The organism is Shewanella sp. 10N.286.52.A9 (genome assembly GCF_041468985.1).
Lineage (GTDB): Bacteria > Pseudomonadota > Gammaproteobacteria > Enterobacterales > Shewanellaceae > Shewanella > Shewanella japonica.
Window position 1 is genome coordinate 201,788 of sequence record NZ_JBFRJQ010000005.1, and the last position, 14,939, is coordinate 216,726.

The 14,939-nt window shown below is 40.7% G+C and carries 15 protein-coding genes; 11 read left to right on the top strand and 4 right to left on the bottom strand.

Annotated features, from left to right (window positions below):
• Nucleotides 1–292 precede the first annotated feature (292 nt).
• Nucleotides 293–1,585 (top strand): serine/threonine transporter, encoded by a 1,293-nt coding sequence (locus AB4128_RS04960; RefSeq protein ID WP_055025148.1) that lies wholly within the window; start codon nucleotides 293–295, stop codon nucleotides 1,583–1,585.
• A 111-nt stretch (nucleotides 1,586–1,696) separates the two neighbouring features.
• Nucleotides 1,697–3,064, top strand: coding sequence for an L-serine ammonia-lyase (locus AB4128_RS04965; RefSeq protein ID WP_372037137.1), 1,368 nt, complete (start codon nucleotides 1,697–1,699; stop codon nucleotides 3,062–3,064).
• A 77-nt stretch (nucleotides 3,065–3,141) separates the two neighbouring features.
• Here AB4128_RS04965 and AB4128_RS04970 read toward each other — a convergent pair whose 3' ends face one another.
• Nucleotides 3,142–3,603 carry a GNAT family N-acetyltransferase gene (locus tag AB4128_RS04970; protein WP_055025150.1) on the bottom strand — a complete coding sequence of 154 codons (462 nt, stop codon included), beginning with the start codon at nucleotides 3,601–3,603 and terminating at the stop codon, nucleotides 3,142–3,144.
• A gap of 104 nt (nucleotides 3,604–3,707) precedes the next feature.
• Here AB4128_RS04970 and AB4128_RS04975 point away from each other — a divergent pair, with 104 nt between their 5' ends.
• On the top strand, nucleotides 3,708–4,055 hold the full coding sequence (locus AB4128_RS04975) for a hypothetical protein (protein ID WP_174567610.1): 348 nt from the start codon (nucleotides 3,708–3,710) through the stop codon (nucleotides 4,053–4,055).
• A 206-nt stretch (nucleotides 4,056–4,261) separates the two neighbouring features.
• On the top strand, nucleotides 4,262–5,602 hold the full coding sequence (locus tag AB4128_RS04980; protein WP_055025151.1) for a dicarboxylate/amino acid:cation symporter: 1,341 nt from the start codon (nucleotides 4,262–4,264) through the stop codon (nucleotides 5,600–5,602).
• 107 nt (nucleotides 5,603–5,709) lie between these two features.
• Here AB4128_RS04980 and AB4128_RS04985 read toward each other — a convergent pair whose 3' ends face one another.
• Nucleotides 5,710–6,129: an META domain-containing protein gene (locus tag AB4128_RS04985; protein WP_372037140.1), complete on the bottom strand. Its 420-nt coding sequence runs from the start codon at nucleotides 6,127–6,129 to the stop codon at nucleotides 5,710–5,712.
• A gap of 169 nt (nucleotides 6,130–6,298) precedes the next feature.
• Between AB4128_RS04985 and AB4128_RS04990 the strand changes: the two genes are divergently transcribed.
• The 3 genes from AB4128_RS04990 (at nucleotide 6,299) to AB4128_RS05000 (ending at nucleotide 7,567) form a co-directional block, all read left to right on the top strand.
• Nucleotides 6,299–6,535, top strand: a complete 237-nt coding sequence (locus tag AB4128_RS04990; protein WP_055025153.1) for a hypothetical protein — start codon at nucleotides 6,299–6,301, stop codon at nucleotides 6,533–6,535.
• Nucleotides 6,532–7,104, top strand: a complete 573-nt coding sequence (locus AB4128_RS04995; protein ID WP_372037142.1) for an N-acetyltransferase family protein — start codon at nucleotides 6,532–6,534, stop codon at nucleotides 7,102–7,104. Before AB4128_RS04990 ends, AB4128_RS04995 begins: the two co-directional genes overlap by 4 nt.
• 79 nt (nucleotides 7,105–7,183) lie before the next feature.
• Entirely contained in the window at nucleotides 7,184–7,567 is a 384-nt protein-coding gene (locus AB4128_RS05000; protein ID WP_372037143.1) for a hypothetical protein, read from the top strand.
• A gap of 45 nt (nucleotides 7,568–7,612) precedes the next feature.
• Here AB4128_RS05000 and AB4128_RS05005 read toward each other — a convergent pair whose 3' ends face one another.
• Entirely contained in the window at nucleotides 7,613–8,173 is a 561-nt protein-coding gene (locus AB4128_RS05005) for a GNAT family N-acetyltransferase (protein WP_372037145.1), read from the bottom strand.
• A 539-nt stretch (nucleotides 8,174–8,712) separates the two neighbouring features.
• On the opposite strand from AB4128_RS05005, the gene AB4128_RS05010 reads away from it, so the two are divergent.
• A complete protein-coding gene (locus AB4128_RS05010; protein ID WP_055025157.1) occupies nucleotides 8,713–9,315 on the top strand; it encodes a flavin reductase family protein in 603 nt (200 codons plus the stop codon).
• A gap of 92 nt (nucleotides 9,316–9,407) precedes the next feature.
• Nucleotides 9,408–9,968: an MAPEG family protein gene (locus AB4128_RS05015; RefSeq protein WP_055025158.1), complete on the top strand. Its 561-nt coding sequence runs from the start codon at nucleotides 9,408–9,410 to the stop codon at nucleotides 9,966–9,968.
• 85 nt (nucleotides 9,969–10,053) lie between these two features.
• Here AB4128_RS05015 and metK read toward each other — a convergent pair whose 3' ends face one another.
• Nucleotides 10,054–11,205: a methionine adenosyltransferase gene (gene metK, locus AB4128_RS05020; RefSeq protein WP_055025159.1), complete on the bottom strand. Its 1,152-nt coding sequence runs from the start codon at nucleotides 11,203–11,205 to the stop codon at nucleotides 10,054–10,056.
• Nucleotides 11,206–11,781: 576 nt separating this feature from the next.
• Here metK and tkt point away from each other — a divergent pair.
• Together tkt and epd are read left to right on the top strand one after the other, a co-directional pair.
• A complete protein-coding gene (gene tkt, locus AB4128_RS05025) occupies nucleotides 11,782–13,776 on the top strand; it encodes a transketolase (protein ID WP_055025160.1) in 1,995 nt (664 codons plus the stop codon).
• A 131-nt stretch (nucleotides 13,777–13,907) separates the two neighbouring features.
• Nucleotides 13,908–14,930 (top strand): erythrose-4-phosphate dehydrogenase, encoded by a 1,023-nt coding sequence (gene epd, locus AB4128_RS05030; protein ID WP_055025161.1) that lies wholly within the window; start codon nucleotides 13,908–13,910, stop codon nucleotides 14,928–14,930.
• The last annotated feature ends 9 nt before the right edge of the window (nucleotides 14,931–14,939 follow it).

The following is a 14,939-nucleotide window of genomic DNA, read 5'->3' on the forward strand; positions in this document are numbered from 1 at the left end:
AGGCATTATGTTAAGCATGGCAATCGTTATATGGGTTATTGATTGTATAACCTAAGCCGTGCTTGTGTGTGAGCTGCTGGTTTATTAGGTGTTATTGTATTAGATGTTTTGTTGAGCAATTTATCTTAAAGTGTTACCAGTTAGAATAACTGATCGTACCAGTTGTGTGCTTTGCTCTCAAATAGCGTTAAAATTTTTGTGAGTCGGGGTAAAAAATGACCTAGATCATATTTCACAATTTAGAATTCTATATTCTCCGCTGTGAAATTAGATACCTAATAGGGTCATTATTATGCAAAGAGATTCAATCAATGCGCAGGACGTTGCAGTTTCAGCTCACGATGAGCAAACTTCAGTAAAAGGCTGGACACGCCAAGATACGACTTGGATGCTTAGCTTGTTTGGTACCGCGGTTGGTGCAGGCATTTTATTTTTGCCTATCAATGCAGGAATGGGCGGATTTTGGCCGTTAGTGTTAATGGCCATTATCATTGGCCCAATGACATACCTTGCTCATCGTGGTTTATCTCGTTTTGTATGTTCTTCTAAAAATCCAGGTAGCGATATCACCCAAGTGGTTGAAGAACATTTCGGTGTGAGTGCAGGTAAAGCCATTACAGTGCTTTATTTCTTTGCTATTTTCCCTATTGTGCTTATTTATGGTGTTGGCATTACCAACACTGTTGATAGTTTTATTGTTAATCAACTTGGCTTTGCTTCACCGCCACGTATTCTTTTATCTGCAGTGTTAATTATTGGCATGATGTCTGTGATGGTTGCGGGTGAAAAATTCATGCTGAAAGTGACTCAGTTTTTGGTTTACCCGTTAGTTGCTATTTTAGCTTTCATGTCATTTTACCTGATGCCAGATTGGAAGATGGACGCACTGCAAGTTGTGCCTTCTACCGGTGAGTTCTTAGGAACTGTGTGGCTGACGATTCCTGTATTAGTGTTTGCATTTAACCATTCTCCTGCTATTTCACAGTTCTCTGTTTCATTGAAACGTGAGCATGGCAATAATGCCTCGAAAAAAGCGGATGTGATTTTACGTAACACCTCCATGATGCTGGTTGGGTTCGTGATGTTATTTGTATTCTCGTGCGTATTGTCTTTAAGCCCTGCTCAATTAGCTGAAGCGAAAGATCAAAACTTAGCGATTCTGTCTTACCTTGCCAACGTTCACTCAAGCGGATTTGTTAGTTACTTTGGTCCTATTATTGCGTTCATTGCGATTATTTCTTCATTCTTTGGTCATTACTTAGGGGCAACTGAAGGTTTAAAAGGCATGATCACTAAGCAACTTCGTAGTAGCAATAAAGAAGTATCAGACGCCAAACTCAACAAATTTATTCTTGGCTTTATGTTTTTCAGTATTTGGATTGTTGCGGTTATTAACCCAAGTATTCTTGGCATGATTGAAGCGTTGGGCGGCCCTATTATTGCGGCGATTTTATACCTAATGCCAATGTATGCCGTTTATAAAGTTCCTGCATTAAAAGCTTACCGTGGCCGCATCAGTAATGTGTTTGTTGTGATTGCTGGTTTATTGGCAATGACAGCCATTTTATTCGGCCTAATGAGCTAACACTCTGATAATTAAGGCTGTTGTGTAGCATGGTTAGAGGAACAATAACGGTTCCTCTTTCTTACGGTTTTTAGTTTGCTGATAGGGTCAGTAAACGTTGAGGCAAATTATATGTTTAGTGCATTTGAAATCTTTAAGATTGGTATTGGTCCGTCGAGTTCACATACCGTTGGGCCGATGAAAGCGGCAAATTGTTTTATTGATGACTTGATTGAGCAAGGCAAGCTAACTCAAATTACTAAATTCACGGTTGATGTATACGGATCATTATCATTAACGGGTAAAGGTCATCATACTGATATTGCGATCATCATGGGATTGGCGGGTAATGAACCTGAAACGGTTGATATTGATAGTATTGAGCCTTTTATTACCCAAGTTGAGAAAACCCAAGAAATCATTATAGGTGATGCGATTCACCATGTTGATTTTCCTCGTGATGCCTTGATTTTCCATCGCTCAACCTTATCATTGCACGAAAATGGCATGACGTTACATGCTTGGATTGGCGATGAGTGTGTTTATTCCAATACTTATTACTCTATCGGCGGTGGTTTCATCGTTGAGGAAAGTGAGTTTACTCAAAGTCATTCCAGTGGCGTTAAGGTGCCTTATCACTTTAATTATGCTGATGAGCTAGTGGCACACTGCAAAGATTCAGGTTTAAGCATCAGCGGATTAATGAAGCAAAACGAGCTGTGCTTCCGTTCGGAAGAAGCTATGTATAGTGGGTTTAATCTTGTATGGAAAACCATGCAAGATGCGATTGTAAAAGGTTGTCATACAGAAGGCGTGTTATCTGGCCCATTAAAAGTGTCACGTCGTGCGCCAGCCTTGCACCGTGAATTACTTCGCTGTGAGCGAACCAGTACCGATCCTATGGAAATCATTGATTGGGTCAATTTATTTGCGTTGGCTGTTAGTGAAGAAAATGCTGCTGGTGGTCGTGTTGTGACCTCGCCAACCAATGGTGCAGCAGGGATTATTCCTGCGGTGTTGGCCTACTATGACAAATTCATACAGAAGGTCGGTGAAAAAGAATGTAGCCGTTACTTTTTAGCCGCAGCTGCTGTGGGATCGCTATACAAACGGAATGCTTCGATATCTGGGGCGGAAGTTGGCTGTCAGGGTGAAGTGGGTGTTGCTTGTTCTATGGCGGCTGCGGGTTTAGCTGAGTTAATGGGCGGTTCACCTGCGCAAGTTTGTATGGCTGCTGAAATTGGTATGGAACATAACTTAGGCTTAACGTGCGATCCTGTAGCGGGCCAAGTTCAAGTCCCTTGTATTGAACGAAATGCAATCGCATCGGTGAAGGCGATTAATTCGTCACGTATGGCATTACGTCGTAATTCTGAACCAAGAGTGAGCTTAGATAAAGTGATTGCGACTATGTATGAAACGGGTAAAGACATGCATGTGAAATATCGTGAAACCAGCCAAGGTGGTCTTGCAATAAAAGTCACCAATTTGTGTGCTTAATCGGGTTTGATTAAAAGGCTTTCTTACGAAAGCCTTTTTTGTATTTTGTACACATTGACAACAGCGTGTAGAGAACCCTACTCTTCAGCACCTTCTGCAATCTCTTCATACATCAGATAATGGCTTTGCTCCATACCTAGTGATTGATAGGTTTTTTGGGCAATGTGGTTGTCGTGCTCAACATACAATCTAAAACTCGCAGCGCCGCCTATTTCCTCTGCAAGTGATTTTACAGCTTGATAAAGCTTGGCATAAATTCCTTGGCGGCGATTTTGCGGGCGAATATACACACTTTGGATCCAGCAGTAGTTAGTTGCGCGCCAATCACTCCATTCAAGGGTGACCATTAACGATCCCGCTATTTGACCATCAACTTCAGCGACAAGATAAAAGCCTTTTTCTGGGCTATTAAGCATCGTGCTCACGCCTTTTGTAAGACGTTCATTATCTAATGTGAGGTTTTCGGTTTCCAATGCCATCGCTTGGTTAAAATCAACTAATGCTGCTAAATCTGATGCTTGGCCTTTTCTTATTATCATTGTCCTTCCTATATCGGGAATCGTAAAAATGTTGCTGATTTTTTATTCGACTAAAGTCTAAGCTGCTATGCTTATTATTCAATGTGACAGTGCAAGAGGTTGTGATGATAAAGTCAAAATATCAATTCAGAGTTTACCGATATATCAAACATCCCAGTCGAATTAATCGAGTCAATAATCCTTGTCATAGTGTTTATCCTACTACAGTCAATGGGGCTGCACAGCCCAATATTAACCATCCGTTACACTTCCTGCTAACCTTAGCCACTTTAGGCTTATGGGCAATGGTGTGGTGGTGGCTGATTTTAAAGTCGAGAGGCGAGGAGTCAAACTGGCTTGCAGGTTTTGATGATGACTATTGGAGTTATTTAATCGAACGGGAATGTCCCCCTGCAGCTTTATATCCTGTCAAAATCGGCAATAAAGAAACGACATTTATATTTGAAGCCTAATAGTGAATTTTGAATAGAAGCTCAGTGTAAACTGACCTAGATCATCTATTAAACCTAAATAGGTATGCTAGTATGCGGCGCCGAATTTTGTCGGCCGAGTTTATTGATGGTGTCATTGTTTAACGTTGATAACGACATCATCTAGATATTCATACATCGTGACTACTAGTCAGTTACATCAATCGCAAACAAGCAAGGTTTACTCCATGTCAAAACATGCACCGTCATTTCCAAGTCGAGTTTGGTCTCGTTGGATGTCAGTTCCTTTATGGTTACAAATCCTCATCGGTATGGTTCTAGGTATTATTGCAGGGATCACCTTAGGGGATGATGCTAGTTACCTAAAACCTATTGGTACCTTGTTTGTTAATACCATTAAAATGCTTATCGTTCCTTTGGTGTTTTGCTCATTGATTGTAGGTGTTACATCAATGCAAGACACGGCAAAAATGGGCCGTATTGGCTTTAAATCATTTGGATTTTACCTAGGCACTACGTCAATTGCGATAAGCATTGGTTTACTTGTCGGCTACGTCATGCAACCTGGCGCAGGTCTTGGACTTGAAGGTGCAAAAATTGTCAGCGAAGTAAAAGAAGCGCCGACATTGATGGATACGTTAATTAATATCGTACCTACCAACCCAGTGGCGGCATTGGCCAGCGGTCAAATTTTGCAAGTGATTGTGTTTGCAGTGGCACTCGGTATTTCGTTAGTGCTTATTGGTGAGCACGGCAAACCCGCTATTCGTGTTTTTGAAAGTCTAGCTGAAGCAATGTACAAACTTACTGATATGGTGATGAAGTTAGCGCCTTACGGTGTATTTGGTTTAATGGCTTGGGTCGCAGGTGAGTATGGCTTAGATATGTTATTGCCTTTGATAAAAGTCATTGTGGCGGTTTATATCGGCTGTGCGTTACACATTCTTGGTTTTTACAGTGTAGTACTGACGGTGTTTGGTAAGCTAAATCCGATGCAGTTCTTTAAAGGAATTGGCAATGCAATGGCGGTTGCATTTACAACGTCAAGCTCAGCCGGCACCCTACCAGCAAGTATGAAATGTGCCAGTGAAAACTTAGGGGTTAATAAGAAGATTTCTAGCTTTGTATTACCACTAGGAACCACCATTAACATGGATGGCACCGCGCTTTACCAAGGGGTAACGGCGCTATTTGTGGCACAGGCTTTTGGTATTGATTTAACTTGGGTGGATTACATTACTATTGTGCTAACTGCTACCCTTGCATCGATTGGCACAGCAGGTGTTCCAGGTGCAGGTCTAGTGATGTTAACTTTAGTACTGACCACTGTGGGCTTACCATTGGAAGGCGTTGCTATTATTGCGGGTATTGACCGTATTTTAGATATGGCTCGTACAGTAGTGAATGTATCAGGCGATTTAGTTGCTACGACGGTGATTGCTCGCTCAGAAGATGAGCTAGACGTTGAGCATTACAATGCGGATATGGAGCAATCAGCTCTTATTGCTCAGCATAACGAAGTCGATATTCAGCAAAAAGTTGCTGAAAATGTGAAAAGCAATTCATAAGTCATTATTTGAGTGTATCGAAATAAAAAAGAGTGAAGCCATGGCTTCACTCTTTTTGTATGGACTCAGCTTAATTAGCCAAGTCATGGTGCATTAGCGGATAGCAACTAGTCTTGCTGCTGGCTCAATACTAATAAATTAGCACCTTGTTCTGATTTTAGCAGTAATTTTCCCGATTTTGATAAAGCCACATTTGTGATCATTGGCATGGCTTTCATGACTCTAGCTTCTTGTTTCATTAATACTTCAACACAGGCCATCATACTTGTACCAGCAGGGGAAAGGGTAAGTTGTGTATCGTCTTGCTGATACTCTCCAAAGAACTGATTACAACTATTATTACCCGATAATTTACCGTCTTCTGCAAACGTAATTTGTGCTGGACTATGATTAATTACAGCTTCAGAAAGAGCAGATTCAATATACCAGCTACCTAACAAGTTAATTTCTTCAGCCTGGTGGCTGTTGCTTTGACAAGCACTAAGACCGAAAATAACCAAACAAGCGGTAATAGCGGGTTTTATCATGATGGTTTCCAATGAGATCGATAATCATCATAGTATATACTGTGTTTCAGCTAAATTTTCATGATGAAGTAGATTTAATTGTTATTCATTCTTTAAAGTCAGTGCATTAGTTAAGGTTATCGTAAAAATAGACATCTTGATATGTCATTCAGTTAATAAGAGCTATTTAATGAGCAAAATATTTAAAGTCATGCATCTGGTCGGATTATTTATGGTTGGCTGTGGCGCATATTTCTATTTATTGACAGACATGGCCAACGAAATAAATGGCATGTTATTAGTGGCGAGTCTGATTGGTATTGGGCTTTTAATTATGGCGCCTTATCCTGTTGCATTAGTTTTCGATTGGGCACAAAAGCAGCCGCAGTCCCAAGTAAAACAAGAAAGTGATAATAAAACTGAATGAAAATCCAATACCGATTAGCAACACAAGAAGACTCAGCGGAACTGGCTCGACTTGAAAAGAGCTACATGAATGATGAGCTGTCATCACCCGCAGAAAGTATGTCAGGGCAGTGTTTTTCAAAGACCGATATTAGCGAGTTAATTCGCCTCGGTTGGATTATGTTAGCTGAGAACAGTGAAAAACAAACGAGTGCAGCACAAAGTCAGGCAAGTATTATTGGTTATGTGATTGCTGGGCCTTGGTCATGGTTTAAATCATGGGGTATATACGCACTTGTTATGCGAAAACTATCTGATATAGAAGCGGGGTTTAGTAAGATAACGGCGCAAAATAGTTGTCAATATGGCCCCATTTGGATTCATCCTGATTTTCGTGGCCTAGGGATATTTGCGAAGTTAGTTGAAAAGCTTAGTTGTAATGTGGCCAAAAAATACCCTTATATGGTGACTTTTATCGCAGAAGAAAATCAAGCTTCTTTCGCCGCTCATACTGGTAAATCTGCCATGGAAGTAGTGGATTACTTTAGTTTTCAGCAGCGTGATTACTATTTGCTGCTAATGAAAAATTAATAGTGACAAGCAGGTATGGACAAGGTTATTAATGAAGTGGTTAACCGAAGAATTTAATGTATGGCATAACAAGAGGTAAATGATGAGTGTTGAAAACTCGCTAAATCAATTTGAACAGTTATTTCAGCCGTATTTGCATTTACGTTTGTCCGCTTATGATAATGCCAAAATTGTGGTGGCAGTATTAGCATCACAAAATAAAACATATCGTGTGGTTGAGTGTGTAAGTTCAGCGCAGTTAGATACTGAGCAAGCTGTAAGCCAACATGGCCACTATCTTGTTGAAACTGACTTCGGCAATATTGGTTGTGGCCGAGCTAATGGCTATCAAGAGGCTATTCAATTAATCGATGCGCTGCAAGACGTAGATCTAAGCTCTGCAAGAGAGCTGACTGTGCCAGTATTGAATATGCAACAAGTGGCGTTTATGTGCGTCGAAACGGCGCACTTTGATCACTGCTGATACGTATTACTCTAAATTTTTTTACTGTTTCTAACTCAACTTAACTTAACTCGACTTAAGTAATGCCAAAGGTCTATTTTGGTTGTTATGCTTTTTAAATAACTGATTTATATTATTGTCTACCTCATGGGGCTTAATAAAACCGTGCTGCTGATAGAAATCGGTGAGCGCAGCTATTGCAAAAACATAACACTCAGATTCAAGCAAATTTGATTGAATAACAGACATCAATTGATGAGCGATTCCTTGGCCTCTAGCACTTTTTTTAACGACTAACCCTGTGACTAATTGAACCTCGCCAATTTTTTTTATCCTCACAGCAGCTAATATATTATCGATTTGAAGCTGGTTCGTGTGGTTAGCTATTGGTTTATCATCAGCTTTTTCTTGGCAGCAGAGGATGACAGTGTCTTTAAACGTTGGCTTGGAGTAGTGCAAGTGTTGGCGATAGAAAAGTTTGATTACGGACCATAATTGTTGCTGCTCGCTCAAAGTTGTTTGGTAGTACTCGCCCTGAATATTGTCCGACGCTCTGACTGGCAAAGGCACTGATGACAGGCTAGAAAAGTCAGATTTACTTGCTTTGAACATATAATAGGAGTGCATTCATTTTCCTGAGTTTTATCATTGAGTCTCTTTGCCTAAGCCTAGCAACCTAAGCCTAGCAACCTAAGCCTCGCAACCTAAGCAGCGCAACCTAAGCCTGTTAGCCAAAGTCGGTATGGCTTAACATCATATTGAGCATTCAGATCATAGCCTATTGCTTCAATGGGTTCGACTTATCACCTTATTTCCAATTGGTAAATTATTGCTCATTTTTAGGACGTTTCTATGCTGGTTTCTATGCTGGTTTCTATGCTCGTTTCATTGCCAGTTTAACGGTTGTTATATTATTTGTTTCTTAGCTGCTTCCTTATTTTCACATATTGAAAGTGTCATTGTAGAAATTCTATCCACTTTGAGTCTTTAAAGTGCTTATTTGTGAATGTTAACAAGTTGTTTGCTGGTTAGGGCTTGTTTGAATAATTATACGGTGATAGCTTAATAACTATCTTATTTAGTTTATGATTTTCATACTATTATTTGTATCGGTTTTGTTTGAATAGGTATGTTAACTAAACGTTGAAAGCAAGTTTGAGATTTCGATGGAATTTTTGCCGCATACGTTAACCGCACAGCAAATGTATAAATTATTGATTGGTGGTATCACCCCAAGACCAATCGCTTGGGTGTCTACGGTATCGGCAAAAGGAGTACCTAATTTAGCGCCATTTTCATTTTTTACAGTGGCAAGTGCTAATCCTCCAGTGTTGTGCTTTAACCCAATGAGTACCGATAAAGGCGCAGAAAAAGACACGCTAGTTAATATACGTGAGCAGCAAGAATTTGTGATCAACACTGTCAGTTATCAAGACTTATCGGTAATGAATCAAACGTGCCATTCATTACCGCCAGAACAAAATGAGTTTGAATATGCTGGAATAGAAACCTTAGACTCAACGATTGTGAAACCAAGTCGCGTTAAGCAAGCTGTGGTCAGTTTTGAATGTCGACTCAATCAAATTGTCGATTTAGGTAATCAGCCATTAGCAGGGCATTTGATATTAGGGGACGTCGTTGCTGTTCATGTTAACGATGACGCGATAGATAATTTTAAAATAGATGCAGATCAACTTGATGCCATTGGCAGAATGGCTGGCAGTGACTATTGTTTAACGAGAGATAAAGTACAATTGATGCGCGAATAAAGCGATGTAAACGAGTTAAATAAAAGGACTATTTAATTCACACCCTTAGGGTAAGAAAATCTACTGATGAGCATTAAGTACAGGGAGAGATAATGCCACTTTTAGAACAATTTAAAAATAAACTATCATCAAAACAAAGCGATGTCTCTTTGAGCGTCGTGATAGGGGTAATCGTCTCTTTTTTAGTTGTCGCCTATGGTGCTTTAGCCAATCCGCTTGAATACACAGAGCCACAATCTTTGGTCGAAAGGCTAACAATATATGCTTATGGCTTAATCTTGCCTGCATTGGCATTTATATTTGCTGCAGGGCGCGTGCTACTAAGACGATTCAATACCACACAAACTCATATTCGCTCGGCTTTTGAGGAGTCGGAAAAAACCAGGCATTTGCAAAATGTTTTACAAAATACCTTAGAGCAATTTTGTATTGTTTTGAGCGTGTATTTTTTATGGACCTTTATTATGCCTGCTGAGTTCATGTCACTGATTGCGTTATTATCGATAGTCTTTTTTATCGGCAGAATTATATTTATCAGTGGTTATGAAAAAGGCTCCGCCACAAGAGCGTTAGGGTTTAGTTTGACATTTTATCCTTCAGTGCTCTCTGTAGGCGCTATTATTATTTATCTTTTTTATCGTACGTTCTCTTAGCCGTTTTAGTGAATTTTACCCATAAAAAAACCGTCATAAGACGGTTTTTTTGATTCTACTTTATGCGCTAGGCTATGTTGAAAACTTATAAGCCTGCATCTGCACGTAAGATTTCAGCTTTATCAGTCGCTTCCCAAGGGAACTCATTACGGCCGAAGTGACCGTATGCAGCTGTACCTTGGTAAATTGGACGAGCCAAATCTAACATAGCTGTTAAGCCATATGGACGTAATTCAAAGTGCTGGCGAACTAGCTTGATAAGTACGTCTTCAGAAACTTTACCTGTACCAAATGTTTCAATACTGATTGACGTTGGTTCTGCAACACCAATAGCGTAAGACACTTGGATTTCACAGCGATCAGCAAGACCTGCTGCAACGATATTTTTAGCAACGTAACGTGCAGCATAAGCAGCACTACGATCCACTTTTGATGGGTCTTTACCTGAGAAAGCCCCGCCACCGTGACGTGCCATACCGCCGTAGGTATCTACGATAATTTTACGACCGGTCAGACCACAATCGCCTACTGGGCCACCAATAACAAAACGGCCAGTTGGGTTAATGAAGTACTTAGTGTCTTTGTTTAACCATTGTGATGGTAAAACAGGCTTAATGATGGTTTCCATCACGCCTTCGATTAAGTCTTCTTGCGTCACATCTTCACGATGTTGAGTCGACAGGACAATGGCGTCGATACCTTTGATTTGACCATTTTCATAGGCAAAAGTAACCTGACTTTTCGCATCAGGACGTAGCCAAGGTAATGTACCGTCTTTACGGACTTCAGACTGACGTTTAACCAGCTTGTGTGCGTAAGTAATAGGTGCAGGCATTAATACATCAGTTTCATTGCTTGCATAACCAAACATTAATCCTTGGTCACCCGCGCCTTGCTCAGCAGGATCGCTACGATCAACACCTTGGTTAATATCTGGAGACTGTTTACCAATCGCATTTAAAATCGCACAAGAGTCAGCATCAAAACCCATATCTGAATGAGTGTAGCCAATTTCACGTACTGTTTTACGTGTGATTTCTTCGATATCAACCCAAGCTGAAGTCGTAACTTCACCACCGACTAATACCATGCCAGTTTTAACGTAAGTTTCACATGCAACACGCGCTTTAGGATCTTGCTCTAAAATTGCGTCTAGTACCGCATCAGAAATCTGATCGGCGATTTTATCTGGATGACCTTCTGAGACTGACTCAGAGGTGAACAAGTGGTTTGCCATAGTTGGTAAATCTCGTCTTTTGGAATTTGAACGTGTAGAAGCATCTACATCTAGACGTCTATAATAATTCAAATTAGGTTTGATAACACCCCTTAGAATCAATATAAGTTAAAAATTGTGCAACCATTCAAAGATTTATAAAAACTGTAATTGCTCTGTTTTATAAATTTATTAAATTAATCTTATGAATTTTATGCTAATTCTTGCCTTTATACTGTATTGGGTAGGGATGCTAAGGTTAAAAATAAAACAATAACTTTAGTTGATGTTTATCACTTTGTTGGTTTTTTTATTCGCCGGTGGCAACAAATATTCACGGTACTTTTAATGTGACAAAAAATGTCTTAGGGCAATTTAAAATAGAAAATGTAATAGCTTAGTGGGAAAAAGTTATACAAATGTTATCGGTAACATGGTATAAAGTTGGCTAATTAATCTACGCGTTTAGTTTGCAATAGATTGTTAGATGAAAAAAAGTGGCTAATACCGCTAATAAAAATTTGCGTCACATCGCCTAGTAGGGGAAAATATGCCCCACAATTGCCCGCTAGACCTCACAAACAAGCAGGAGAGAGCATGTCATCTCGTAAAGAACTCGCAAACGCTATCCGCGCATTAACTATGGATGCCGTTCAAAAAGCCAATTCTGGACACCCAGGTGCACCAATGGGGATGGCAGATATTGCCGAAGTGCTATGGAATGACTTCCTAAAGCATAATCCAACTAACCCAGAGTGGGTTGATCGCGATCGTTTCATTTTATCAAACGGTCATGGTTCAATGCTGATTTACTCTTTACTTCACCTGTCAGGCTACGCGCTGCCAATTGAAGAAATCAAAAACTTCCGTCAATTACATTCTAAAACACCAGGTCATCCTGAATACGGTTACACCCCAGGTGTTGAAACCACAACCGGTCCTTTAGGTGCTGGTATCAGTAATGCTGTGGGTATGGCTATTGCTGAAAAAACCTTAGCAGCACAATTTAATAAGCCTGGTCACGATATCGTAGATCACTTCACTTACTGTTTCTTAGGTGATGGCTGTTTAATGGAAGGTATTTCGCATGAAGCTTGTTCTTTAGCGGGTACATTAGGCCTAGGCAAATTAGTGGCATTTTGGGATGACAACGGTATTTCTATCGATGGTCATGTTGAAGGCTGGTTCACAGATGATACGCCTAAGCGTTTTGAATCATACGGCTGGCATGTTATTGCAAATGTTGATGGTCACGATAGCGATGCTATCCGCGCTGCAATTGAAGAAGCAAAATCAGTGACAGATAAGCCAACGATGATTTGTTGTAAAACCACTATTGGTTTTGGTTCTCCAAACAAATCAGGCAGCCATGATTGTCATGGTGCACCATTAGGTGATGCTGAAATTGCAGCAGCTCGTGAGTTCCTTGGTTGGGAACACGCGGCATTTGAAATTCCTGAAACCGTTTATCAAGGTTGGGATGCTAAAGATGCTGGCGCAAACAACGAATCTGCATGGGATAAGAAATTTGCAGCTTATCAAGCAGCATTCCCAGCAGAAGCAGCTGAATTTACACGTCGTGTATTAACCGGTGAATTGCCTGCAGAATTTGAAGCCAAAGCGAATGCATTTATTCAAGAGTGCCAAGATAAAGCAGAAGGCATTGCAAGTCGTAAAGCTTCTCAAAATGCGATTGGCTTCTTCGGTGAAATGTTACCAGAGTTATTAGGCGGTAGTGCTGACCTTGCAGGTTCTAACTTAACATTATGGTCTGGCTCTAAAGGTATTCAAGACGACCCAGCGGGTAACTATATCTTCCACGGTGTTCGTGAATTTGGTATGAGCGGTATCATGAATGGTATCTCGCTTCATGGTGGTTTCATTAACTACGGTGCGACTTTCATGATGTTCATGGAATATGCGCGTAATGCTGTACGTATGTCGGCGCTAATGGGGATTCAAAATATCTTTGTTTATACCCACGACTCAATCGGTCAAGGTGAAGATGGTCCAACTCACCAACCAGTAGAGCAATTAGCTAACTTACGTATGACACCAAACATGACAGTATGGCGTCCTTGTGATGCTGCTGAAACAGCCGTTGCTTGGAAAGCTGCGATTGAAAACAGCAAAGCGCCAACCTCATTAATTTTCAGCCGCCAAGGCTTAAAAGCCCAGTCTCGTAATGCTGAGCAATTAGCAAATGTGGCTAAAGGTGGTTACGTACTGTCTGATTGTGCAGGTACACCTGATGTTATTTTGATTGCAACAGGTAGTGAAGTGCAATTAGCTCTTGATTCTGCTGCAGCGTTAACTGAGCAAGGTCAAAAGGTTCGTGTTGTATCTATGCCTTCTACGAATGTATTTGATAAGCAAGATGCAGCTTATAAAGAGTCTGTATTACCTGCCTCAGTAACAAAACGTGTGGCGATTGAAGCTGCGCATGTTGATTTCTGGCATAAGTATGTTGGCTTTAGCGGCGGTGTTGTTGGTATGAGCACATTTGGTGAGTCTGCACCAGGTGGCGAGCTACTTAAGTACTTCGGCTTTACCGTTGAAAATGTGGTTAAAACAGTAAATTCACTGGGTTAATCCAAAACGGACGCAATTAAAAGGGTAAACTTTTACCCATGAAGTCTGTATAATGACGGCCTGCAATCACTTGCAGGCCGTTTTTTTATCTGCTTTTTACTGAGTACTGTTAAGAGGAAGCTTAACCCTCAATGATCCGAGTCGCTATTAATGGTTATGGCCGTATAGGTCGATCTATCCTTCGTGCACTTTACGAGTCGGGTAAACGTCAGCAAATCCAGATTGTGGCAATCAATGAACTTGCCAAGCCTGCAGCAATTAGCCATCTCACTCAATATGATACAACTCATGGTCGATTCCAAAATACAGTTAAGCTGAAGGATGATCAGTTAGTTATTGGTGATGATGTTATTCAACTATTACATCAAGCTGATGCGACTAAGCTTCCTTGGGCTGAGCTTGATATCGATATTGTCTATGAATGTAGTGGCAGCCTAATAGAGCGTGATGCTTGTGAAGCGCATATTCAAGCTGGCGCCAAACAAGTTCTGATAAGCCACCCTTCTTCAGCTGATGTGGATGCCACCATAGTGTATGGCGTCAATGACAGTTTACTTAAAGCTGATCATACCGTGGTATCGAATGCATCGTGTACCACTAACTGTATTGTGCCTGTCATTGATGTACTAGATAATCATTTTGGGGTTAAAAGTGGCGCAATCACGACGATACATTCTTCGATGAATGATCAACAAGTGATTGATGCTTACCATGATGATTTACGCAGAACGCGTGCAGCAGGTCAGTCAATTATTCCTGTCGATACTAAGCTTGCACGGGGCATTGAGCGCATTCTGCCGCACATGAAAGATAAGTTTGAAGCGATATCAGTGCGTGTGCCAACGATTAACGTTACCGCCATAGATTTATCGGTAACAGTTAATGAACGAGTTGATATTGATAAAATAAATAATGTATTAGAGCATGCTGCGAGCGGCCTATTTAATGCTGTGTTGGGCTATACTGATGCACCATTGGTGTCATGTGATTTTAACCATGATCCTCGTTCCAGTATTGTTGATGGCACACAAACCAGAGTAAGCGACGGGCATCTCGTTAAGCTCTTACTCTGGTGCGATAATGAATGGGGCTTCGCAAATCGAATGCTCGACACCAGTTTAGCGATGATTCACGCTAAAGATTCTGGTCACTAATTTACGTCT

Bases quoted from the DNA above. Each gene is read 5' to 3' on its own strand.
- AB4128_RS04970 (WP_055025150.1), bottom strand. From the start codon at position 3,603: ATGATAATAAGAAAAGGCCAAGCATCAGATTTAGCAGCATTAGTTGAT.
- AB4128_RS04985 (WP_372037140.1), bottom strand. From the start codon at position 6,129: ATGATAAAACCCGCTATTACCGCTTGTTTGGTTATTTTCGGTCTTAGT.
- epd (WP_055025161.1), top strand. From the start codon at position 13,908: ATGATCCGAGTCGCTATTAATGGTTATGGCCGTATAGGTCGATCTATC.
- AB4128_RS04960 (WP_055025148.1), top strand. From the start codon at position 293: ATGCAAAGAGATTCAATCAATGCGCAGGACGTTGCAGTTTCAGCTCAC.
- AB4128_RS05000 (WP_372037143.1), top strand. From the start codon at position 7,184: ATGATGAGTGTTGAAAACTCGCTAAATCAATTTGAACAGTTATTTCAG.
- AB4128_RS04975 (WP_174567610.1), top strand. From the start codon at position 3,708: ATGATAAAGTCAAAATATCAATTCAGAGTTTACCGATATATCAAACAT.
- metK (WP_055025159.1), bottom strand. From the start codon at position 11,205: ATGGCAAACCACTTGTTCACCTCTGAGTCAGTCTCAGAAGGTCATCCA.
- AB4128_RS05015 (WP_055025158.1), top strand. From the start codon at position 9,408: ATGCCACTTTTAGAACAATTTAAAAATAAACTATCATCAAAACAAAGC.
- AB4128_RS04990 (WP_055025153.1), top strand. From the start codon at position 6,299: ATGAGCAAAATATTTAAAGTCATGCATCTGGTCGGATTATTTATGGTT.
- AB4128_RS05005 (WP_372037145.1), bottom strand. From the start codon at position 8,173: ATGCACTCCTATTATATGTTCAAAGCAAGTAAATCTGACTTTTCTAGC.
- tkt (WP_055025160.1), top strand. From the start codon at position 11,782: ATGTCATCTCGTAAAGAACTCGCAAACGCTATCCGCGCATTAACTATG.
- AB4128_RS04965 (WP_372037137.1), top strand. From the start codon at position 1,697: ATGTTTAGTGCATTTGAAATCTTTAAGATTGGTATTGGTCCGTCGAGT.
- AB4128_RS04995 (WP_372037142.1), top strand. From the start codon at position 6,532: ATGAAAATCCAATACCGATTAGCAACACAAGAAGACTCAGCGGAACTG.
- AB4128_RS04980 (WP_055025151.1), top strand. From the start codon at position 4,262: ATGTCAAAACATGCACCGTCATTTCCAAGTCGAGTTTGGTCTCGTTGG.
- AB4128_RS05010 (WP_055025157.1), top strand. From the start codon at position 8,713: ATGGAATTTTTGCCGCATACGTTAACCGCACAGCAAATGTATAAATTA.